This window comes from Gardnerella sp. DNF00983 (assembly GCF_049244265.1).
Lineage (GTDB): Bacteria > Actinomycetota > Actinomycetes > Actinomycetales > Bifidobacteriaceae > Bifidobacterium > Bifidobacterium vaginale_J.
Genome location: NZ_CP058392.1, coordinates 180757 through 203981 on the forward strand (window position 1 = coordinate 180757; position 23225 = coordinate 203981).

Below are 23225 nucleotides of genomic sequence, written 5' to 3' on the forward strand. Positions count from 1 at the left end.
TTGACGAAGGCAGACCTCGCTTGCGTTGAAAGCACACTGTGCTTTCAACTCTGAGCAAGCTCGGCGAGCAAATGTAGCGATAATAGTAGGGGTCAATATTCTAAAATACTGACCCCTACTATTATTTTGTAAACTGCTTATAATTTACAATTTTGTTTATTTTTATTTTGCATGTGCAAAATTTGAAAGTCTTGCAGCTTTCTTTTCTCTCTTTTTTATGACAATTCCAACTATTGAGCAAACTATTACAGCCACTGCCAGTGGTGCATAAAGGTAATATGTAAAGCCACAAGTGTAATTATCTGAAGGAAGTACATGACGGAGCTCTGCATCATAATTCATAAGAAGTGATGCGGCTGCTAAGATGAGTGCAAATATAATATTTGCAACAGGCTTATTTAAAAGCGTAAACAATAGTATAAAAAGTATCGCTACAATCAGTGTAATTATAAGTACAATATTGAGTATTGCTTCACCTTTATCAAAGTTGTACCCATGATAATTGTCTTTCATTAAGAAATATAATCTAAGATTTTCTAACATCGATAAATCTACAGCGTCAATACGTTTAAAACCTATTTCTTCTGCAAGGAAGGCATTCGGATTTGACAGCAAAAAATTCCTGCATTCTCCGCATGATGAAGAATATGGTAGAAATAATCCAATTAAGCCAATTCCGCTAAAAATGAGATTAATAATCTGGTGAGTTTTTATTTTTTTCATATTTTCCTACCTATAAGACTATTTAGAGTTGTTAATTTGTTTTTTTGATTTAATATTTTATCAGCAAGATTTAGAATTTGCCTCATGGTAGTGATTAAATGATGATAGTCGGTGCAGAAGCAAGTGAGCTTTGAGTATTCTTTGAGTATTAAGGTATTGCGCCGATTGCAATTGGGCCAGCAATTGAGTTGATAATTGGGCTATCAATTGAAATAAAATCAAGTAATTATTCTGCAAATTTCATACAAGGAGTAGGTATGAATAAAGCCCTTATTAACATTGATTATACGAATGATTTCGTGGCAAGCGATGGCTCTCTGACTGTAGGTGAGCCTGCGCAAAAGCTAGAGAAGCGTATTACCGAGATTTCGCAGGAATTTCTTGACGCTGGTGAGTTCGTGGTTTTTGCGATTGATACGCATCATTTGAACGATCCGTATCATCCTGAAACTAAGCTTTTCCCACCTCACAATATCGCCGGAACTCACGGTCAGAAGTTATATGGCACGCTTGGTGATTTTTATGAGGCGAATAAAGATAAAAGCAACGTGTATTACATTCATAAAACTCGCTACTCTTCGTTTAATGGCACGGATTTGCTGATTAAGCTTCGCGAACGACATATTGAGGAGCTGCATTTGGTGGGAGTTTGCACGGATATTTGCGTGCTTCACACTGCTGTCGATGCGTATAATCTTGGTTTTAAGATTGTGGTTCACAAAGATGCAGTTGCAAGCTTTGATCCTGCAGGTCACGAATGGGCTTTGCGCCACTTTAAGACTTGCCTTAATGCGGATATTGTAGAAGGCTAAAAGTTACTTTTAAAAAATATTAAATAAGTATTAAATTATTAAATAATTGCGCTGGTTGCTTTAAGCTGCCGGCGCTTTTTTATTCGGAGTGTCGACTTGCTATTAATGAGAATCATTATTATTATTAGTAGACGTTGTTAAAAATCTTCAATAATTATTTGCGAAAAGAAGAGCGCATATAACGATAAGAAGATGAAGTGTAGAGAGCGAAATAGTAATTATGACTCAGGTCATTAGGAATATTGTGAAGCGTGCTTTTGCAATGGCAAGTGTTGCAATACTTGCGTTTGCCGTGCTTGCATCAGGATTTAGTGCAGCTTTACCAGCAGTTGCATTAGAAAATAGTAATCCTGGTGAAAAATACGATCCTACAAAAAAAGAAGTGCTAAGTCACGGTCATACAGACGTGTTTTACCCAATTCAATACAATGGTAAATTCATTATGACCGTCGAAAAAGACGCTGAAACTTTCTTAAAGCCTGAAAACACTACTTTGCGCGTAGCAAAAAGCACATACACTACAAAATCGCAACTTCCTTCTCTCGCTACTGAATACTACTATCTTGATAGCTCCGGAAATCAAAAAGGAAATCCTCTCTTCCCGGGTTGGGACACAAGTTATGCTGCAACTTTAGTTGGTGCATCTCACGCAGATGACGCAACAGCAGATATTGCAATTCAGCAAGTTACTGGACCAATGAACGGGCGCATTCTGCTTTGGACTACCGGTGGCATTGGTAAAAATACGAAGAAAGTATCATTTGAAGAGAATGATTTAGACGACGAACCTGATACTGATGGCAGTCGATTTATGCTCCCTGGCGTAATTCACCAACATACTGCTGGTCATATGCATGCAAACTGGGGATTTACGCAGCCTGGCGTTTACAAGCTAAAAGTAGCAGCAACTATTACAAATAAGAATACTAAAAAGCAGATCACAACCGAGCCTGCAGAATACACTTTTGAAGTAGAAGACACATATTCTGGCGAAGTGCCTGCTTCTGGCCTTTCGGAAACGCTTGATTTGCACCGTCGCGGTGATTTTATTAATCCTGACGATGATGAAGAAGCGCACGAAGCTTCCAAAGAACATAAAGACACGGATAAAGACGATGGTGGCGATATGCGCATCGGCAATATTCGCGATTCTGGAGAACATCCACATTATCATTCATACGAAGGTTATGGTGGTTTAGACTTAAAAGTAGTTAACAAACCAAAGGGTGCTCGTATTGAGTGGAGATATGTGCGCGCTGACGAAGGTCCTGACGCGTATGGAACCACTCTTTTTGCTGAGAGATTGCAGCTTCCAGCTGAGCCTGCAATGAACAAGATGAAAGTGTATGCTCACGCAACTGAAGGCGAAACGCAAGTTGGCAAAGATACTGCGTCTGCAACTATCGCTGTTGAAGATCACGGTGCTGACGGGCATCCTGTAGTAAAAGCGATTGTTCCTTATAAGCGTTTTAAGCCAGGGGATACTTTACATGCGAAAACAGTATTGCTTAACCCTCACGTTGCAACAGATGCTACTACCGGTGATCCAATCGATGACCCTACGAGTCCTGTAACTTCCATTGTTAAAGACTATGTTTGGTTGATTAAAAAGGAAGGGGAAAACGATTTTAAGCGCATTCCTGGTGCTGTTAGCAGCAAGTTGGACTTAAAACTTGATGCATCAATGCAAGGTGCAACGATTCGTCCTTCCTTAGTTTTAAAGAACGGTGAGCTTTACAGAAATAGCAAATTTGATGAGTTTTGCGATTATGTTATTGAGATGAAGGGCGTTCCTCACTCTCATAACAATGATAGCGATGATGATCAAAGCGGTTCTGATTCTGAAGATGATGAGAATCCTCATGGGAAAAAGCGTCATGAGAAGCGTCATAAGAAGAGCAATAATAAGCATCATAATAAGCGTAGAAATAAGACTAAGCATTTTGTTGGTGGAAAGAACTTTTTGAAAGGTGTATTCGGTAGCACTGAAAATTCTGGACTATTCGGATCTAGTTTTAACAGTGGATTCCAATTCGAATCTAATTTCTTTAAGAAATCCAACAAAAAATTAAAGCGCACAAAGAATAATCGCAATAATACTAACCGCACTAATCGTAAGAATAATTCTAAGAATAATTCTAAGAATAATACGCAAAGTGGTTCTAGCTCTGGTTCTGGTTCTGGCTCTGGCTCTGGTTCTGGCTCTGGTTCTGGCTCTGGCTCTGGTTCTGGCTCTGGCTCTGGCTCTGGTTCTGGCTCTGGTTCTGGCTCTGGTTCTAGCTCTTTTACGAGAACAGAAAATTCAAGCGGAAAATCGTCGCATACTTCATCGCGACGAACTTCTGGTGGAACTCATACTAAGAACAAGAGCTCTAAGAAAAGTGGGCAAACTTTTCGTAATTTCGTAAGAACAGATAATAATTCTGGAAATAGTTCCGGCAATAATTTCGGCAATAATTCTGATTTTGTTAAGAATAATGAACGCCATGCTTCGCAGGATGTAAGGCAATACGACGAAGAATCTGATGAAGCTTATGAAGATGATTCAGATGATACGAAAGGTAATAGTTCCTCGAATAAATTGGTTGCAGTCGCAGCTTCAAGCGCGAGCGTTGGCTTATGCACAATAACTGGCGCATGTGGCGCATTGGTACGTTCTAAATTGAAATTGTTGTAAATAGTATTCGTATTATTACTAGAAAGTTTAAATAATGAATTACAAACAAAATGAAACATTGCGAGCAAAACGAAAGAATGTATATTCTACTGCGTTGCTTGCGCTCATATTTTCTTTAGTAACTTTGGTTGCATCTTTGTGTGCACCAAATCCAATGCAGGAAACTGCTTATGCTAATGAAGGCAACCAGCCAGTTATGATTCAAGCAGGTCATGCTGATTTTGGACCGACGCTAATCGACGGCAAATGGAAATTGAAGATTCGCGATGATACTGGTGACGAACCAGTGTGGCGAGACCCAGAAAATGTGGTATTTAAATTAGGCGGCAATTCAATAATTCCTATGCCTGATGACGCTGCTTACAGTTTTATTGGCGAAAAGCCTGGAACGAAGCTGTATGTTATTCCACAAACTCAAAATCCTGATGTGCCGTGGCTTGGTTGGAATACGCAGGAAGGTGGAGTGCTTAACGAGCTCGATCATGGTGCGAACCTTTCGCTTGAAGGAGTAAGCGGTCCGGGTAAACTGCATGTTTACTTAGAAAATGGCAACAATAATCCACAGCAACTTTGGGATAGTACTAAAGGTTATCCGCAAAACAGCTGGATTGAAACTAACGCTCATACTCACGTGAATTGGGTGTTTTCTAAGCCTGGAATTTATCATGTGAAGCTTACTTTTTCTGGAAAGCTTAAAAATGGACGCTCTGTAAGCGATACGCGTGTTCTTAATTTTGCTGTTGGAGATAATGCTGATCCTAATGCTGCTTTAGGTGCGGGCGCTGCTGCTGGAGCAAGTGGCGACGAGGGTGACGATGGTGACGAAGAGGATCAAGATGAAGAAGACAACGATGAAGCTGGAAAAGATGAAGCTAGCCATCATAACAAACTTCTTCACAACAAGCATAAGCATTCTCACAAAGTATCTGAAAAAAGTGACGATACAGCTTTAGTTCTTCAAATCGTAGGTATTTTTGTGGCTATTATTGCCGTAATTATTGTGATTTTTGTGCTAATAGCTGTAGTTAAAAGCAAGAAAGCACGAAATCTTGCGCTCGCTAAGCAAGTTTCTGCACAAGCTAATCAACAGTATGCAAATAATGCAAATTATGTGAATAATGCAAATGGCGAAAGTGCTTTGTCGGATTTAGTGCGTGATCAAGAAACGACAGTAATGTCGCCAATTAATAATTCTCAATATTCTCAATCGGACGATATGCAATCTGATGGTACTCAGTGGAAATAATGGTGTAACGAAAATGGTTCGTAATAGTATAAAGAAATTATCTCGCGCTTTGTTGGTGGGCGTGTGCTTGTGCGGCATGATGATGGGAACGCCTGCAGCTTTTGCTGACAATGGTAGTGACGCAACTGTTGCAAGCGGAAAGAAATCTTCTAAAGATTTTGCCAAAATAAAGAAAGCCAATTTTGAAGCGTGTGCCGCTGCTCGCTTAGATAAAACTGCTTCGCAACCTGCGGCTGATAGTAAAGCTACAATGTGCCACGCGTATGAAGGTCATACTGACGTTTTTGCAACTTTCTTTGATACTACAAATAAGCGCATGGTATTAGGTACCTTGGGTGATTCGTTTGAAAGTAAAGATCATAATGGCGCTCGTTACGATACGAATCGACTTATTTTTGAAGTCGGCTCCAAAAACATCATGCAACTTTCAAAAGATGAGAGCAATCCGGCAATAAAAGAAATCTACGCAACAACTCGCGAAGGTGTAGTTTGGTTCTTTGATCAGTCGGGAGCTGGGAAGACTGGCGCTTTGTGGCCTGGTTTAGATACTAGACCGTTATATGAGGGAGCTGGTGCTGCAAATGTTAATCCAACAGTTAAATTGTCGCTAACTGGTATCGAAGCACCTCACGACGGCGAAGTTTTTATGTACACTCGCAGCGGTGACGATTATGAGAAAATGCTCGGCTCTGTTGAAAGCTGGCCGAAAGATGTTGACATCACTGAGACTGGCGGCAAGCATTCGCACATGTATTGGTCTTTTAACCGTCCTGGTGTGTACAAGTTAAAAATGAAGGCTACTGCTACCGTCGGTGGCGAGGAGCAAAGTTCTGAGCAGACTTATACATTCCACGTCACTAATCATGATGTAACAGCTGGAGATTTTGCTGATTATGATGGCGCATCTTTTGACGGTGACGAAGATGGTGAAGACGACGAAGAAGATTCAGATGATGATGATTCTCAAAGTGAGGATCACAGCATTAATGTGCAACAAAGTAATGGATCTTTCTTCATTAACGGCAACAACAACACTGTGTATGTGACTCCATGGCCTGGAGCAAAAATGCAGCAACAAGGTCTTTTTGGAGGAAATAACGGACTCTTTGGAGGAAATAACGGACTCTTTGGAAACAATAACGGTGGTCTTTTTAATGGTGGACATAACGTTAAAGGCGGAAAGCAAGATTCTCAAAAGCAACAATCTGCTGCAACAAAGTTTAAAGACATCAAGGGTGACAAACTTGTTATAGACCACGGTCACGTTGATATTGCTGTATATACTGGCGATTCAAATAATGTTGATATGGCTGTGCAAGAAGATGTGACAGGAAGCCATGTCTTTAGAGACACAGACACAGTTGTATTCGCAGTTGGTGATGCTGGTAAAACTAACGGCGTGTATCGCATACCGCAAACACAAATTGATGGTGTGCCATGGATGGGTTGGAATAATCAGTCTATGAATCCGCATAAGCCAACTCAATTGAGCCTAACAGGAGTTGAAGGTCCTGGAAACGTGCGCGTTTGGATGTTCGGAGGCTTGGGCGGTGGAGATAAAGAGATTTTCTCCACTCAAGGAGCAACAGATTATACGATACCTGCAAATACGCATGCTCATGCGAATTGGGATTTCGACAAACCGGGATATTACACATTGCAATTCCAAGCTTCCGACGGAAATTCTACAGTAACTCGCAATATTCACGTTGCTGTTGGCGTAGATCCACAAGAAACGCCAATGGGGTATGCTGACGGCGGTGGAAAGGATGAAAAAGAGAATCCACAAGGCAAAAATGGTGGGACTCCTACACCTAAGAATCCACCAAAACCTGCTAATGGAAATAATGGCAGCCGCGGAAACGGTGCCGTTGGTGGCGGAAATCCTTTTGTTGGTGGTCGTGGTTTTGGATCAAATAATTCACACTCTGGAAAACAATTGCCAAGAAAAGCTAAAAAGCATAAAGGTCTTGTTTCAAAAATTAGTAACAAGAGGCTTGCTAAAAGTTTGTACCGACAGAAGTTGAACGATAATGACGATGTTGTGAAGTCTGAAGCAAAAGGTGTAACAGGATTATTTAAGCGAAATCCTTTACTTGCTTATTCGCTTCTTGCTGGTGGAATTATTGCTGTGCTTGGCGTTTTGGGTGCAGGAATTTGGTATCTGTACAAGCGCGGGCTTATTAGCTTCAACTGGTTGTTGCACTATTAAGTTGCACTATTAGTAGTAGGAGTGTGTAAGGGTGATTCGTAAGCCCAAAAAAGTAAAGCAAACTTTGTTCTCTTCGCTTGCTGCAATTGCATCTGTTGCGCTTATTTTGCCGCTTTCTGCTTGTGGTAGTGCTAACGGGAATCGTGCAGGACATCGCGATGGTCGCATTAATGTAGTTACAACTACAGGCGTTTTGCGCGATATGGTGGCGAATGTAGCAGGTGATGCTGCAAATGTGAGTTCAATTGTGCCTGATAATGCAGATCCGCACTCTTACGAGCCGCGATTGCGTTCAATTCGAGACGTTGTGTATGCGGATGTGGCTTTTAGTAATTACATGATGCTTGAGGAGCATGGTGTTATTACTGCTTTAGATGCGAATTTGCGAAAAGGCGTGCCGAATGTGCAACTTGCTGAAGAAAGCGTGAAACATGCGGCGGATATTATTCCAATGGTCGAAGATGTGTCATTAGACACTATTTGGCTTGGTCTTGCTACAGAACGCCAAACTTCGCAGCCGGTTGAAGAAGCTAAAGACGCTAAAGAGCAACAAAAATCTGAAGAGAAATCTCAAAAGAAATCTGATAAGTTGCAGTCTTCGCAATCTTCTCAGTCTTCTCAAGTTTCTCAGTCTTCGCAATCAAACGCGCCTTCAACTGTAACGAAAGAAGGACGCGCTACTGTAATAAAGCCAAAAGCATACAACATGAAGCGTTCGGACAGGATCCGCTTAACTGCAACTAAAGTAACCGGTCCTGGTTCGCTTTTCGCTTACCTTACTGGCACTTTTGGAAGCGTAGAAACTTACGTTAATTCAGCAAACGGAATTAACGATGAAGATCATGTGGATTTGCCTGCGGACGCGCACACGCATTTAAGTTGGGCTTTTAGTAAGCCAGGAGAATACACTCTCGACTTTCATGCAGATATGCTCAATGCTCAAAACGAAAGAGTTGCAAGTTTAGGAAACGCAACTATGCGTTTTGCTGTCGGCATTAACGCGCAGAAATTAGCGAAAAAGCGTGGAGCTAGCGCAGTTTTGAATCAAGGTCATGCAGATTTGGCTTACGATTTAGCTAAACGCGGATTTTTGTACAGAGTTGACACTTTGCAAGAAAAGCGGTCAGTTGCGCCAAAGCGCGTATACTATGAGCCGCGAGACGTAGTAGTAGAAGTGCCGACTAATGCTTTAAAAGAAATTCCAGCTGAACAAGGCTATAGATTCCTTGGATTTGCAAGGCAGAAAATTTATCAACTTCCACAAGCTGTTCTTGGAAAACATGTTCACGGAGATATTGATCCGCATTTATGGCAGTCAGTGAAAAACGGAATTGCTTATGTGCGCACAATTGCGGACCGTTTGTGCGAAGTCGATCCTAAAAACGCTCGCAAATATCGCGCAAATGCGGATCGGTATATTAACAAACTTCTCGACGTAGACGCTTATATGCGTAAAAAAGTTGCGTCAATTCCAAAAGAGCGTCGCAACTTGGTTACAACGCACGACGCTTTTGCATACTTAGGTAAAGCTTACGGCGTAAATATCGCAGGATTCGTAACAATTAACCCTTCAAGCGAACCGAGCGTGCAAGACAGGCGTAGACTTTCGCAAATTTTGCGCGACTTGGAAATCCCTGCAGTGTTTTTAGAGCCGAATTTGATTTCTCGCTCGTCTGTTCTTAAAGAGCTTGCAGCTGAAGCGCATGTGAAAGTTTGCCCAATTTATGGTGACGCTTTCGACGCAAATGTGCGAACTTATGCAGATATGATGCGAGCTAACGCGGATTCTTTAGCGAAATGTTTGAAGTGAAAGTGTTAAAGGTAGTAAATATGGAAGAAAATGCAGTAATTTGCGCACAAAATTTGAATATTTCGTACGGGAATCGCGCTGTTGTAAAAGACGTTTCTTTTACCATTAATAGTGGCGAATTCGTGGGATTGCTTGGCGCAAACGGTGCCGGTAAAACGACGCTATTTCGTGCAATTATGGGTTTGATTCCGCATACTGGAAAACTCGAAGTGCGTGCTCCTCATATGGAAGGTGCGAAACTTAATTCTCGCGTATCTTACGTTGGATATGTGCCTCAACGTCACGATATTGCGTGGGATTTCCCACTTTCTGTTTTAGATGTAGTGATGATGGGTAGGATTCGTCATATTGGTTACGTTCGTCGCGCTAAAAAAGAAGATTACGAAATCGCATTAAACTCGCTTGAACGCACAGGAATGGCTGATTTTCAAGATCGCACGATTGGCGAACTTTCTGGAGGTCAACGTCAGCGCGTACTTGTTGCTAGAGCATTGGCTGGAGAGCCGCGTTTGCTTCTGTTAGACGAACCGTTTACTGGACTCGATATGCCTACTCAGGAGCTGCTTACCGATTTGTTCTTAAAATTGTCTGCTTCTGGTGAAGCAATTCTCATGAGCTCGCACGATATTATTGGCTCAATTAACTCATGCTCGAGAATAATGCTATTTGATGGCACTATTGTGGGCGACGATGATCCGCAAAATTTGCAAACAGAACAGTGGGTACGAACCTTCCACGTAGCTCCGCAAAATCCGCTTATTAAAGCAGTTGAGCGCGTAATTGGTAAGGAAAGTGTGGTAAAAGAGTAATGTTATCTCCAATAGAATTTATACAAGATTTAACAAATCCTGACCTTTGGTTTTTGCTAAAAGCGCTTATTGTAGCGTGTCTTTCTAGCGTAATTTGCGGTGTAGTTGGATGCTACGTAGTGCTTAGAGGAATGGCGTTTATTGGAGATGCTGTAGCTCACTCAGTATTCCCAGGACTTGCAATAGCCTTCGTATTGCAAGGCAATTTGTTATTTGGAGGAGCGCTCGCAGGAGTTGCAACCGCGCTAATCGTATCTATTTTTAGCCAAAATCGCAGGCTTCGCGAAGACTCATTTATTGGCGTATTTTTCGTATCTGCTTTCGCTCTTGGAATCGTGATTATTTCTAAAGCATCCGGCTACGCAGGCTCTTTGGAATCCTTCTTGTTTGGCTCGATTACAGGTATTCCTGATTCAGATATTGCTGTTGTCGCTGTTACTGGTTTGATTATTTTGGCTATATTATGCATGTTCCACAAAGAGCTTGTTTGCGTATCGATGGATCGCGAAACTTCGCGCGCAATGGGATTGCCAGTTGCCTGGCTAGATGGAATGTTATACGTTTTGGTGGCGATTGCTGTAGTTGTTTCCGTGCAAATTATTGGAAACGTGCTTGTGCTTGCTCTGCTTGTGACTCCTGCTGCAACTGCGCGACTGCTTACGGATAGGCTGTCGAGAATGATGATTTTAGCTCCTGTTATTGGTTGCGTTTCTTCGATTGTTGGAATGTATATTTCGTGGAGCTTTGATACAGCAACAGGCGGAACAATTGTGCTCGTAGCAACCGCTCTATTCGTGCTCGCTTGGGCGTGCTCTCCTAAACATGGGTTGATTGCAAAAGTAGGTCGTAGCGTAGGTTTATAGCGTGCGGCACAATAGAAAGCATGGTATCAAAAGGAAAACCTTCGCCAAGAAGTGCAGTAAAACCACTCAGTGATGAGCAAGTAAAGCTTTTAGCAAGTAAACACAATTTAGTTGATCCAACGTATTACTATCCGGCAGGAAAACGTAAGCCAAACCAGGCAGAAATTGACGCGCAAAATCCTAAAGCCGCCGAAAGGTTGCTCGAAGGAACGTCGCGCGTATTGCGTTCTCGCTGCAAAGTAAAGGCGTGGGGATTAGAAAACGTGCCAGAAGAAGGCGTGTTTATTACCGCTTGCACACACGTGACGATGTTTGACGTTTTCATACCTATGACCGCACTATTTCACCAAGGACGCAGACCGCGTTACATGGCAAAAGCGGAACTAGCGCACTGGCCAATCTTAGGCAAATGGTTCCAGCTAGTAGGCATGCAATCTGTGCCGCGCAGAAGCGGAAAAGCGCGCGAAATTGAGGAAGAATCAATCAAAATCCTCACAAACGGAAGACCTTTAAGCATTTGGCCAGAAGGCACATTAACGCGCGATCCTAAAAAATGGCCTATGAGCATGAAGCCCGGAGTTGGAATAATTGCTCTCGAAGCATCGCGCAGACTCGGACATCAAATACCGCTATTTTGCGCTGTCACATGGGGCGCTGCAAGCATTAATCACTGGTGGCCGTGGCCGAAGAAAAATGTTGCAATGTGCTACGATACTCAGCTTGATTATTCCGACTTGCTGCAGGGAAGCGAAAACTGGGGGGAGATGCCTCCAATGGAATCTGCTGAAGAGTTGGCTCGTCGCGTGCGTGTGCGTATGACGCAAATTATGGAAGAGATTCGTGGCGAAAAAGCGCCTGCTGGATACTTTGATTACAGGCAGATGAAACGCGTTACGGAAGAATAAAAAATATACGGAAGAATAAAATAAAGTATCTTTTTAAAATCCCGTAAAGCGGCATGTGTAGAATTATGTAATAGTGTGATTACAAATAAAAATAGCTATACAGTAGCTTATAAAACTCACAACCGAAAGGCAGGACGTAAAACATGAACGTTACGGTGTTGGGTGCTGGTGCTTGGGGAACTGCGTTTGGACAAGTGCTTGCGGATGCAGGAAATCAAGTGACGATGTGGGCAATAGAGCCGGAAATTGTTGAAGGAATTCGCGATCATCACCATAACGGCGTGCGCTTGCCAAGCGTGGAAAAACTTCCAGAAAACATGACTGCAACAGGAGATCGCGCAGAAGCTGTTGCGAACGCGGATATTGTAGTCGTGGCGATTGCAGCACAGTTTGCGCGCGTTGCGTTAGCAGAATTTGTGGGGCTGATTCCACAAAATGCGATTGTTGTTTCGCTTATGAAAGGCATTGAGCGCACAACAGGAAAGCGTATGGATGAAGTTGTGTGCGAAGCTTTGAACTTACCGCGTAACCGTTTTGCTGCACTTTCCGGACCAAACTTAAGCAAGGAAGTTGCTTCTCGCCACCCGGCTGCAGCAGTAGTTGCTTGCGCAGAAAAATCTCAAGCAGAAGTAGTTGCAAAAGCATGCTCAAACAGCTACTTTAAAGCGTTTGTATCAACCGACGTAATCGGCGTAGAAATGTGCGGCTCGCTTAAAAACGTTGTTGCGCTCGCAGTTGGTATGGCTCGAGGCGCAGGATACGGCGAAAACACTGCAGCTATGATCGAAACGCGCGGTCTTGCAGAGTTGACGGCATTGGGCGTTGCAGAAGGAGCAGATTCGCGCACTTTTGCAGGTCTTGCAGGCTTTGGTGATTTAGTGGCAACTTGCGGGTCTCCTCTAAGCCGCAACTACACTTTCGGCTCAAATCTCGGTAAAGGCATGAGCGTTGAAGAAGCAACTGCTGTAAGCAATGGCGTTGCAGAAGGCGTGCCAACCACAAGCGCAGTAGTTGAAATGGGCAAGCGTTTGGGCGTTGCAACTCCGCTCGCAAGTGCAATGGCTCGCGTGCTTGAAGAAGGAATCTCCTGCCAAGAAATGCTCGCAATGCTTTTCGACGACGATGTTTGCGAAGAGTAAGTAGCGTTTGCGAAGAGTAGCGCGCGTAAATAATAAAAACTAATCCAAAATAATTAGAATAATTCAAAAATATATAAAGGAAAAAAATGACGAAAAAGCGTGTAGTGTTCTTGTATGGCGGTAAAGCAGACGAGCATTCGATTTCTTGCATATCTGCTGCTGGAGTGCTCAGTGCTGTAGACGAAAGTCGTTTTGATATTATTCGCATTGCGATTACTAAAAAAGGCGAATGGATTGTTGGCGGCGAAGATCCTCGTAACTTCCACATGGAAGAAGGCGAGTTGCCAGTAATCACAAAAACCGCTGGAACGCGCGATGTTGTGCTTGACCCTGCAAAGGGTGCAGACGGATTTTTGGTGCGAGAGGCAGACGGCACGCTTGAAAGTTTAGGTCATATTGACGCTGTTTTCCCAGTTCTTCACGGTCCGAACGGTGAAGATGGCACTTTGCAAGGCTTGCTAGAAATGATGCAAGTGCCGTACGTTGGTTGCGGAGTATTGGCTTCGGCTGCGTGCATGGATAAATACTACGCAAAGCAGCTGTTTAAGGCTGCCGGAATTGACGTGGCTCCGGGAATCGCGTTGGATGCGCGCAAGTTTGCAAGCGACTCGTCGAATCACTTTGCTGCGTACACAAATGAAATTCTTGAGCAGGTTGAAGCTGCGAAACTCGAGTATCCGCTTTTTGTAAAACCAAGCCGTGCAGGGTCTAGTTTTGGAGTTACAAAAGTTGAATCGCGCGATGCTAAAGCTTTAGCAGATGCCGTTTTTGAAGCTTCAAAGCATGATTGGCGAGTGCTAGTAGAGCAAGGAATTAACGCGCGCGAAATTGAGTGCGCGGTTCTTGCAGCTCGCGATGGCGAGGAGCCGAAAGTAAGTTTGCCAGGCGAAATTGTGCTAGACAAGCGTCAGGCTGGTGAAGACCAGTTCTACGATTTTGACAGCAAATACATGGATTCTGCAGCTTCGCACGTTGAAGTTCCAGCAAATCTTCCTGCGGAAACTTTGGAGCTCGTGCGTAAGACAGCACTCGCAGCATTCAAAGCAGCAGACGGTAGAGGATTAAGCCGTGTTGATTCGTTCGTGACTCCTGAAGGTCATGTGATGATCAACGAAATCAACACAATGCCTGGATTTACGCCAATTTCCATGTATCCAAAAGCTTGGGAAGCAACTGGAATAAGCTATAGCGATTTAATTACAAAGCTTATTGAAGGTGTGCTTAAGTAAGCGTGAATAGCGCGAGCAACGCAAGTAATGCGAGTAATGCGAGTAATGCAAGTATCGCAAGTGTTGCAAGCAGCGCAGGCAGCGCAAACAGCGCAAACTTAGCACACGTCAAATAATAAGCGAAAAATCTAAATAAAGCGTAAAAAATAATAAAAGGATGAGTATGCAAGATATACAATACGACGACCAATATTTGTTGGCGCAAAAGCGACAAGGAACTATTGGAATGTCATTATGCGTGTTCATGGTTGTGTGGATTGCTGCTGCATGTGTGCTAAGCGTATGCTTTCCGTATTTTTTGCCTAAAGAATTTTTAGAAAAATCTATTGGAACAATATTAGTATCTGATATTGCGCAATATTTAATAGCGCTTCCTATTGCAATGCTGATTATGCGAGCAGTGCCAACTCTTGCGTCGCGTGAATTTCCTATGTCTTTGCGGCAATTTTTGGGATTCTACGCAGTTAGTGTGCCAGTTATGTGCGTCGGAAGCTTAATTGGTACAACATTAGCTTCAATTATTACAGACGGTAAAGCAAAGAATCGCATTTCAGAAACTATTGTGTCTGGAAATATGTGGGAAGCGCTTGTATTCGTAGTAATTCTTACTCCTATTGTGGAAGAATGGTTTTTTAGAAAGCAAGTACTTTCTAGATTGCGTGCATATGGCGAAAAGAAAGCAATTGTGTTTTCTGCTTTAGCTTTTGCGTTATTCCACATGAATATATTCCAATTTTTCTACGCTTTCGGGCTTGGGCTTATTCTCGGCTACATGTACGTGCGCACTTCTAAATTGCGTTACAGCATATTTCTTCACATGATTGTGAATTTCCAAGGAAGCGTTGTTGCTTTATGGTTACTAAAACAGAGTACAGATGCAAAAGGGAATCTTATAGAAGTTGACAAACTATCAAATGAAGAGTTAATGAATTTGCCTTCTGGATTCGTGCTAGCTGGATTATATAGCATATTTGTGTTTGCAGTGCTTATAGTTGGAATAGTATTACTTGTTCGCAATCGCCGATATTTAGTTTTCTATGATGCGCCTTTGGAATTGCCTAAGAAAGATAATTTGAAATCGCTTTATGGAACTGTAGGTGTAATTACATTTTTGATTATTTCTGTGATTCTTAATGTGATGATGCTTTTTTCGTAGCTGCTATTTTTAGTAACTGTTATTTTTGTAACTGCTATTTTTATTTTTGGCAACTATTATTTTTAGTAACTGTTATTTTTAGTAAAAAAGAAAATTCAAAATTCAAAATTCATGGCTTAAGGAGGCGAGTTATATGTTAAGCAAAAAATTAGCTAATAAAACTATTCGCGTTGGATTGCTTGGTGCAGGCACGGTCGGTTCGCAAACAGCGCGACTTATAGTTGAACAAGGTGATGAGCTCGCGTCTAGAATTGGCGCAAATATTGAGCTCGCAGGAGTTGCGTGCTTGCGTCCGGAAGAGGTTGACGCTCCTTGGATTAAGCGTGATTTGCTAACTACAGACACGGCATCGTTGTGCACTCGCGAGGACGTTGATATTGTAATCGAGCTTATTGGCGGACTTGAGCCTGCGCATACTTTTGTAAAAAGCGCGCTGAGCCACGGAAAATCTGTTGTTACTGCAAACAAGGCGCTGCTTGCAAAGTTTGGTCCGGAATTATACGAGTGTGCAGAAAGTCACGGAGTTGACTTGTACTTTGAGGCTGCTGTAGCAGGAGCGATTCCTATTGTTCGTCCGCTACGAGAGTCACTTATTGGCGATGAAATTACGCAAATTTTCGGAATCGTAAACGGAACTACTAATTATATTCTTGACGAAATGACTGTGCGCGGACTTGATTTTGACTCGGCTTTGCGCGCAGCTCAAGAAAAGGGTTATGCTGAAGCGGATCCGACCGGAGATGTTGAAGGTTTCGACGCTGCAAATAAAGCTGCTATTTTGGCAACTCTCGCATTCCAAATGCCAGTAAGTATTGACGACGTTTCTGTTGAGGGAATTAGCGCGATTACAGCTGAAGATATTGCGGCTGCAGGTGCGGAAGATCGTGTAATTAAGCTGCTTGCGGCAGTTGAAAGGCATGATGACGGCGAGCCCAACTCGGATGGCGGCGTAAGCGTTAGTGTTTATCCAGCTCTTGTCAGCGCGGAGCATCCGTTGGCTTCTGTGCATGGCAGTTTCAATGCTGTGTTTGTGAAGGCGCAGGCTGCCGATGACTTAATGTTCTACGGACGCGGTGCTGGTGGCGCTCCAACTGCAAGCGCTGTTGTTGGAGATGTTGTTAGTGCTGCTCGAAATATTGTGCGCGGATGCGCAGGTTTTGGCGTGCCAATGTACAACAAGTATGTGCCGGCTTCTAGCGAGCAGACTAGAGCGGATTTTGTGATTCGTTGCAATATGGAAGATACTTCTTTGGCTTTGTGCGGCGAAGTTATGGATGTTTTTGCAGATCATGGCGTTGAAGCTGAGCGTTTGGCTTCGGCGTGCCAGGCTAAGTATGCTCAGGCTGAAGGTGATTCGGATTGCCCACAGTGCGGTCTTGGTGGACCTGGCAGTGTGCGCGTGCTTGTGAGCGAATGTTCGGAAGCTGCAGTTCAAGCTATTTGCGAAGATTTGCAGAAGTTGGACGTTGTGTGCGGAAAGCCGCTAGTTTTGCGCGTTATAAAGTGAAAAGCGAGAAGGTGATCGTATGAATCCAGTATGTAACAGTGTTTCCGTGCGTGTGCCAGCAACTAGTGCAAATCTCGGTTCTGGGTTTGATACAGCAGGTATTGCGCTTGATTATGCGGATTCTTTAGTTTTTACTCTGGATGATAATCATTCTAAAAATTCGCTTGATTCGCTCGATTATGCTGGAAACGTGCGTGTAATTATTCACGGCGAAGGCGAGGATACGCTTCCAAAAGATGAAACGCATCTAGTTGTAGCGACTTTTCGCAAAGCTTGCAAAATATTTGGTCTGCCAAACTTACGATTTACGTTAGAAGTGCATAATCGGATTCCGCAAGCGCGCGGTATGGGCTCTTCTGCAGAAGCGATTGTGGCTGCTGTTGCTGCTGCTTGGGCTTTTGCGCACGAAGGTGAGCTTAATCGCGAAGCAATTTTCGAAATCGCGGCTGCAATTGAAGGTCATCCAGACAATGTTGCTCCTGCAGTTTTTGGCGGTTTGACGATGAGCTGGAAGCTTGATGCTGGAGAAGGAAAAGGCTCTGTGCGCGTGGCTGGAGATTGCGAAGCTCCGCTTTCTACTGGTTTTCATACTGTACGATACAAAGTTTCACAAGATATTTCCGTGTCTGTATTCGTTCCTGATTTCGAGCTTTCTACAGAGCTTGCTAGGCGCGCGCTTCCAGCAAAAGTGCCGTATGGTGATGCAATATTTAACGTGTCGCGAGCTGCAATGCTTCCGGTTGCTTTTGGTGAGTTAAATAGTGATTCGGAAAATGAATTAGGCACAGTAAAATCTGATATTTCGCGAAATGCGTTACTTTTTGCAGCAACTCAAGATGCTCTTCATCAACCGTATCGCGCAAATCTTATGAAGGATTCGTGGAAGCTGGTGGAAACGTTGCGCGAGAATGGTTTTGCGGCGGCGATTTCGGGAGCAGGATCGTGCGTTGCTGTATTTTATGCAGGAGATGCTGAGTATAAAAAGAGTGCGGCTCAAAAAATCGACGCAATTGCCGAGCCGTGGCTTTCGTGTACAGGCTGGCGCGTTTTGCACGTGCCTGTTGATTCTACTGGCGTTGCAATAACTCGCGAATGATTTGTGCGAAGTTGTAAAGGCGTAAAAGGAAGAGTAAGGTATGACAGTTTCGTTGATTTTAGCCTCGCAGTCTCCGGCGCGTAGAGCGGTTTTGGCGGCGGCTGGCGTGATTCCGATAATTCACGTAAGCGAAGTGGATGAGCCTGCGGCTTTGCGAGATGCCGCTAGTGAGCGAGGTTCAAGCGTTGAGCAGTTGAGTGCATGTGAGCGCGTTTCGATTTTGGCTCGCGCAAAAGCTCAAGCTGTGTACAATGCGTGGAAACTTGTGGCGGATGCAGCGGCGAGTGCTAGTGGCGATTTAGTTGTGGGGTATCCGCTGGAAGCTGAAGCTGCGGAATCAGACAAATCTGCTGAATCTGCGGAATCTGCTGGTAATGCTTTAGCAAGCGATTCGCAATCAGATGTAACACATAACGTAGATACGGCGCAAACTCGCGATTTTTCAGGTGTTACTGTTCCTACAAAAACTTTCGATATTCACGATTTTGCATATACGAATAAATCTTCTAATGATTGTAGCGGTGTGCTGATTGTTGGCTGCGATTCCATGTTCTTGCTCGATGGAGAATGCTACGGAAAGCCGCATACTCCTGAGGTGGCATTTGAGCGGATTAAGCAAATGAGCGGAAAAACAGGACAATTGTGGACTGGTCACTGTTTAATCGACGCAAAAACCGGCAAAATCGTGTGCAAAACAAGCCACGCAAGCGTAACTTTTGCGCAAATGAGTGACGCGGAAATTCGCGCGTATGTAGCAACTGGAGAGCCGCTGGAAGTTGCAGGATCCTTTACGCTAGAAGGTTTTGGCGGAGCTTTTATTGAAAGTATTAATGGAGATCCGCACGGTGTTCTTGGAATCAGCTTGCCGCTTCTTCGCAGTATGGTTACTGAGCTTGGGTACGCATGGCCGGATTTGTGGAATAAGGAAAGCTTGGAAGAAGCTGGCGAAAAGAATGATCCGACTTCCACGGAGGTGCCTAAAGAAAATGTGCATCAGCCGGGAGATGGATGGGTGCATTGCGATTGTGGTCGAAGGCATTGGGGTCATAACGGCGCTGCTGGAGTGCTGCTTGCTAGGCGAGATGCTGAAACTGGTCGCGTGACGCACGTTGTGATGCAACATCGCGCGCTTTGGAGCGCTGAAGGTGGCACTTGGGGCATCCCGGGCGGCGCAATTTCCGATGGCGAAAGCGCGATTGAGGGCGCATTGCGTGAGTCTTTCGAGGAAGCAAATATTACTTCGGGAGATATTGAGGTTGTTGGAGCTTACCGCGAGGATCACGGAAACTGGCGCTACACAACGGTTTTTGCATTTGAAAAGCCGGGGCATAGTGTGGATCCTTGTGCGCACGATGACGAGAGTATGGAAATTAAGTGGGTGCCGATTGACGACGTGCCTAAGTTGAAGCTGCTTACGGCAATGCGCACGGATTGGCCGTCATTCCGCGCTCGCCTCGATTCGCTTGCCTCGATTCGCTAGCAGCGTGACTGTAAAGTTTCTGCCGGGTTGAGGCGCGGAAACGACCGTTTCTTTACGCGACTGTAAAGTTTCTGCCGGGATTGCACGTGTAGGCGGCATAAATTTTACACAGCTGTAAAGTTTTTGCCGTTTTTTGCCGGTTTCCCGACTGAAACTTTACGTCGCTGCGCAGTTTCTGCCGGATTAAGGCGCGGAAACGACTTTTCCTTTACAACGCTGTAAAGTTTCTGTCGGATTAAGGCGCGAAAACTGCTTCTTGCTCAGCAAGCATTGTGATTGAATAGTGTGAGTTTGTTTTATAGCATCGATTAAGTCCACAATCACTGGGTAATGTGCCTGTGTTTGCGGACTTTTTTAATAGGGAAGTGTTGAGTTTTTTTTTAATGTTACTGTTTGTGGGGTTAATTTGTTGATGGAGGTATAATAAGCTGACAGTTTTGTTGGATTGTTTTATCGTCTGACTGTTTTATTTGGGAGAAATTTTTTTAACAGTGAGTGTTAGATTTGGAGGTTTGCTATGAGTGATGTCAATAATGGTGTTGATGATTATCGTGGCAAAAATCAGATGAATGGTGCTTCTGATAGTGCTGGTTATTCTCAAAATGGTCAGTCGTATGGTCAGCCTTATGGTCAGTCGTATGGCCAATCATATTCTCAGCAGTATGGTCAGTCGGCGCAGAATCATAATCAACCGATGCAGCAGCAGCCTCAGTCTGCCCAGTTGTATTATCAGCAATACGAGCAGTCTTCAATGAGCCAGCAGTATGTTCAGTCAAGTCAGCAGCCAGATCAGCAGTACGCTCAGCAATCAAATCAGCAGTATACTCAGCAGTACAATCAGTTCCCTGTTGGTCAACAGTCTCAGTACTTCCAGTCTCAATACAGTCAATTGCAATATGGTGGTCAATACAGTGGTCAATATGTAGGTGGGTCTTTTACTAATCAATATGGTGCTTATCAAGCTGGTGCTGCTCAAGCTTTTGGTTATCAAACTGGTTATGCTAATGGCATGTTTAATCCTGCTTATATTGAAGAGCAGGCTCGTAAGTTTTCTTTTAGGTGGAATGCTAAAGAAATTATTTCTGCAATCATAGTTGTTGCTGTAGTAGCGATTCTTGAATCTCTTTTTATTATATATGGCATTGATTTATGTGTTAATTTATGGATAAATATTAAAGAAGTTTTTAAATATAATGATGAACACCAGGTTTTGTTTGGAATTCTAGCTTATGCAGGATGGATGTTTCCGCTTGCAATAATACTTAGCTTTGCTCAAGTATTACGTAAAAGATTCTTTACTGCAGCAAGTGGTGTATTTGTTTTTATTATTATGACTGCTTCGATGATGTATTGTTACTTCAAACTTTATCCTATATCTGGAAATTCATATAATTCTATAATTCAGAGCTTAGTATGGTTACCTGTTGTTATTTTCTTTGTTTCCGTAGAAATATTGCAATGGGTTATAGTCAAATATAAGCCTGAAAACAATTTAAAATATATGCTTGTTAATTTAATATCAGTTATAATTTCCTGCATTGCCAATACTCTTTGTGATATTTATATTATTGGTTGGTTTACTCTTGGATCATCAACCTTTGAATTATTGTTAGATGCAGCAGAATTTTTTGTTGTTTCGATTCTTCTATTGGTTATTTTGCCATGTCTTGTAGCTTTGCTGTTAAAGGCTGTAAAGTTCACGAAGTTCCTTAATCCAGAGCGTGAGATGATGTATTTATAAAAGTTTGCTTATAGCAAGCATTTATAAAGCTACATCAGTGGTATGTGTCCAGAAATGGGCACATACCACATGCTTTAAGTAAACATTTTCAGGCAAGCGCTAGTTAGTTAGCTTTTTAAATCGTGCGCGAAGGTGGTTGAGCAAAAGTAGCTGCACGAAGGTAATTGCGCAAAGATAGTTGCGCGAAGAGATTTGCAATCTGGAAGTAGACTTCCAACTTTTGTCATTTTGCACTAAACTTGGAAGTAGGCTTCCAACTTGCGAAAGGCAAACGTATGTATCCTAGGACTGAGTATCTTAATAAGCTTCTTGCTTTTAGAGACACTGATTTTGTAAAAGTGATAACAGGTGTACGCCGCTGCGGAAAATCGGTAATCCTTAAACAATACATGGATTCTCTTCGCGAGCTTGGAGTGCCAGACTCGCATATAATCTACATAAATCTTGAAAGTTTTGAATATCGCAATGTGCTTACAGATTCCAATCTTATGGATATTATCTGTTCAAAAATGAACAGTGGTGAAAATTCGAACAGTGGCAAAAGTCAACAAACAAATGTAGATCAACCAAAAACATACATTTTAATAGACGAAATACAGTTTGTAGATGGTTGGCAAAAAGCCATTAACGCACTTAGAGTTAGTTTTAATTGCGATATTGTTATAACAGGATCTAACGCGAAACTTCTTTCTGGCGAGCTTGCCACTAACTTAAGTGGAAGGTACGTTGAAATACCAGTGTACCCGTTCTCATTCAAGGAATTCTTAGGAGCAAAGCAAATCGACGTTAATTCTAGGGAAGTAGATCTGGCGTATAAAGAATATGAACAATATGGCGGATTTCCTAGTGTTGTGCTTGCGGATGAGCCGCTTAGATACACTATTCTTTCCGGCATATATGATTCCATTATTCTTAACGATATTGCTGCTCGCGCGCAAATAAAAGATAGTTTTACTCTTAAAAGAATAGTCGCATTTTTGGCTGATAATGTTGGTCAGCTTGTTAATGCTTCTAAGGTTACTAGTCTTTTAAAAAACGAGCGTATAGAAGTTTCAAATCATACTATTTCTAGGTATTTAGAGCTTTTGCAAAATGCTTATCTGTTTTTTGAAGTTCGCCCGTACGATATTCGAGGTAAAGCATACTTGAGGCAGAATGCAAAGTATTTTATTGTTGACAGTGGTTTGAGGAATCAGGCAGTTAGTCATCGTCTTGGGAATATGGGTAATCGCTTAGAAAATATTGTATTTTTGGAGTTGCTGCGAAGGGGGTATGACGTTGATGTTGCTCGAGTTGAGGGTAGTGAAGTAGATTTTATTGCGCGCAAGGGCGATTTGGTTGAATATTATCAGGTTACTCAGCAATTGCCAGAAAATACGCATGAAACCGATAATTTGCTTAAAATACGCGATAATTACGCGAAATTCCTTATTACTGGCAGATATGCTGGAGTTGATTTAATAGATGGGGTTCGCGTGAAGTATGTAGTTGATTGGCTGATTGAAAAGTCTTAAAGTTTTTTAAAGTCTTAATGAATTACCGCTGTTTGAGTACTGCTATGTAGTGCGTCCGCCACGATTTTTTTGCAGCTTACTAAAATGTCGAAAATGACAAATCGTTTGGTGAAATAAACAAAACGTAAGCCAAAACTGTCGAAAATACATAATCGCCAGATGTTTTCGACATTTTCTATTGACTGCAAAAATATTTAACGCGTGTATCGATTCGCTAGCAGCGCGACTGTAAAGTTTCTGCCGTTTTTTCGCGCGTAGGCGACCGTTTCTTTACGCTACTGTAAAGTTTCTGTCGGGAGTGCGCGC

General features: G+C 42.9%; 17 protein-coding genes. 16 read left to right on the forward strand and 1 reads right to left on the reverse strand.

From position 1 onward, the window contains the following. Window positions 1-162 precede the first annotated feature (162 nt). Window positions 163-723, reverse strand: coding sequence for a hypothetical protein (locus tag HXT34_RS00705; protein WP_421784963.1), 561 nt, complete (start codon window positions 721-723; stop codon window positions 163-165). A gap of 257 nt (window positions 724-980) precedes the next feature. On the opposite strand from HXT34_RS00705, the gene HXT34_RS00710 reads away from it, so the two are divergent. The 16 genes from HXT34_RS00710 (at window position 981) to HXT34_RS00785 (ending at window position 22919) form a co-directional block, all read left to right on the forward strand. Beyond that, window positions 981-1535: a cysteine hydrolase family protein gene (locus HXT34_RS00710; protein ID WP_004118531.1), complete on the forward strand. Its 555-nt coding sequence runs from the start codon at window positions 981-983 to the stop codon at window positions 1533-1535. A gap of 220 nt (window positions 1536-1755) precedes the next feature. Next, a complete protein-coding gene (locus HXT34_RS00715) occupies window positions 1756-4212 on the forward strand; it encodes a choice-of-anchor M domain-containing protein (protein WP_421784965.1) in 2457 nt (818 codons plus the stop codon). Window positions 4213-4246: 34 nt separating this feature from the next. Further along, window positions 4247-5458, forward strand: coding sequence for a TIGR03773 family transporter-associated surface protein (locus HXT34_RS00720; RefSeq protein WP_421784967.1), 1212 nt, complete (start codon window positions 4247-4249; stop codon window positions 5456-5458). A gap of 13 nt (window positions 5459-5471) precedes the next feature. Then, complete coding sequence (locus tag HXT34_RS00725; protein ID WP_421784969.1) at window positions 5472-7670, forward strand: choice-of-anchor M domain-containing protein; 2199 nt, start codon at window positions 5472-5474, stop codon at window positions 7668-7670. A 31-nt stretch (window positions 7671-7701) separates the two neighbouring features. Continuing rightward, window positions 7702-9480 carry an anchored repeat ABC transporter, substrate-binding protein gene (locus HXT34_RS00730; protein WP_421784971.1) on the forward strand — a complete coding sequence of 593 codons (1779 nt, stop codon included), beginning with the start codon at window positions 7702-7704 and terminating at the stop codon, window positions 9478-9480. A gap of 20 nt (window positions 9481-9500) precedes the next feature. Then, a complete protein-coding gene (locus tag HXT34_RS00735; RefSeq protein WP_004109106.1) occupies window positions 9501-10289 on the forward strand; it encodes an anchored repeat-type ABC transporter ATP-binding subunit in 789 nt (262 codons plus the stop codon). Then, a complete protein-coding gene (locus HXT34_RS00740; RefSeq protein ID WP_119526066.1) occupies window positions 10289-11152 on the forward strand; it encodes an anchored repeat-type ABC transporter permease subunit in 864 nt (287 codons plus the stop codon). Before HXT34_RS00735 ends, HXT34_RS00740 begins: the two co-directional genes overlap by 1 nt. Window positions 11153-11172: 20 nt before the next feature. After that, complete coding sequence (locus HXT34_RS00745) at window positions 11173-12057, forward strand: lysophospholipid acyltransferase family protein (RefSeq protein WP_421784973.1); 885 nt, start codon at window positions 11173-11175, stop codon at window positions 12055-12057. A 143-nt stretch (window positions 12058-12200) separates the two neighbouring features. Continuing rightward, window positions 12201-13196, forward strand: a complete 996-nt coding sequence (locus HXT34_RS00750; protein ID WP_391496023.1) for an NAD(P)H-dependent glycerol-3-phosphate dehydrogenase — start codon at window positions 12201-12203, stop codon at window positions 13194-13196. Window positions 13197-13282: 86 nt separating this feature from the next. Beyond that, window positions 13283-14425 carry a D-alanine--D-alanine ligase family protein gene (locus HXT34_RS00755; RefSeq protein WP_421784975.1) on the forward strand — a complete coding sequence of 381 codons (1143 nt, stop codon included), beginning with the start codon at window positions 13283-13285 and terminating at the stop codon, window positions 14423-14425. Window positions 14426-14588: 163 nt separating this feature from the next. Next, complete coding sequence (locus HXT34_RS00760) at window positions 14589-15581, forward strand: CPBP family intramembrane glutamic endopeptidase (RefSeq protein WP_415687581.1); 993 nt, start codon at window positions 14589-14591, stop codon at window positions 15579-15581. 133 nt (window positions 15582-15714) lie between these two features. Then, entirely contained in the window at window positions 15715-17088 is a 1374-nt protein-coding gene (locus HXT34_RS00765) for a homoserine dehydrogenase (protein WP_421784978.1), read from the forward strand. A gap of 19 nt (window positions 17089-17107) precedes the next feature. Continuing rightward, the gene (gene thrB, locus HXT34_RS00770; protein ID WP_415687577.1) at window positions 17108-18184 is read left to right on the forward strand and encodes a homoserine kinase; all 1077 of its coding nucleotides are present in this window, start codon (window positions 17108-17110) and stop codon (window positions 18182-18184) included. A 40-nt stretch (window positions 18185-18224) separates the two neighbouring features. Beyond that, window positions 18225-19664 (forward strand): Maf family nucleotide pyrophosphatase, encoded by a 1440-nt coding sequence (locus HXT34_RS00775; protein ID WP_421784981.1) that lies wholly within the window; start codon window positions 18225-18227, stop codon window positions 19662-19664. A gap of 517 nt (window positions 19665-20181) precedes the next feature. Continuing rightward, window positions 20182-21405, forward strand: a complete 1224-nt coding sequence (locus HXT34_RS00780) for a hypothetical protein (RefSeq protein ID WP_419399243.1) — start codon at window positions 20182-20184, stop codon at window positions 21403-21405. Between the two features lie 275 nt (window positions 21406-21680). Next, the gene (locus HXT34_RS00785; protein WP_421784983.1) at window positions 21681-22919 is read left to right on the forward strand and encodes an ATP-binding protein; all 1239 of its coding nucleotides are present in this window, start codon (window positions 21681-21683) and stop codon (window positions 22917-22919) included. Window positions 22920-23225: the final 306 nt, after the last annotated feature.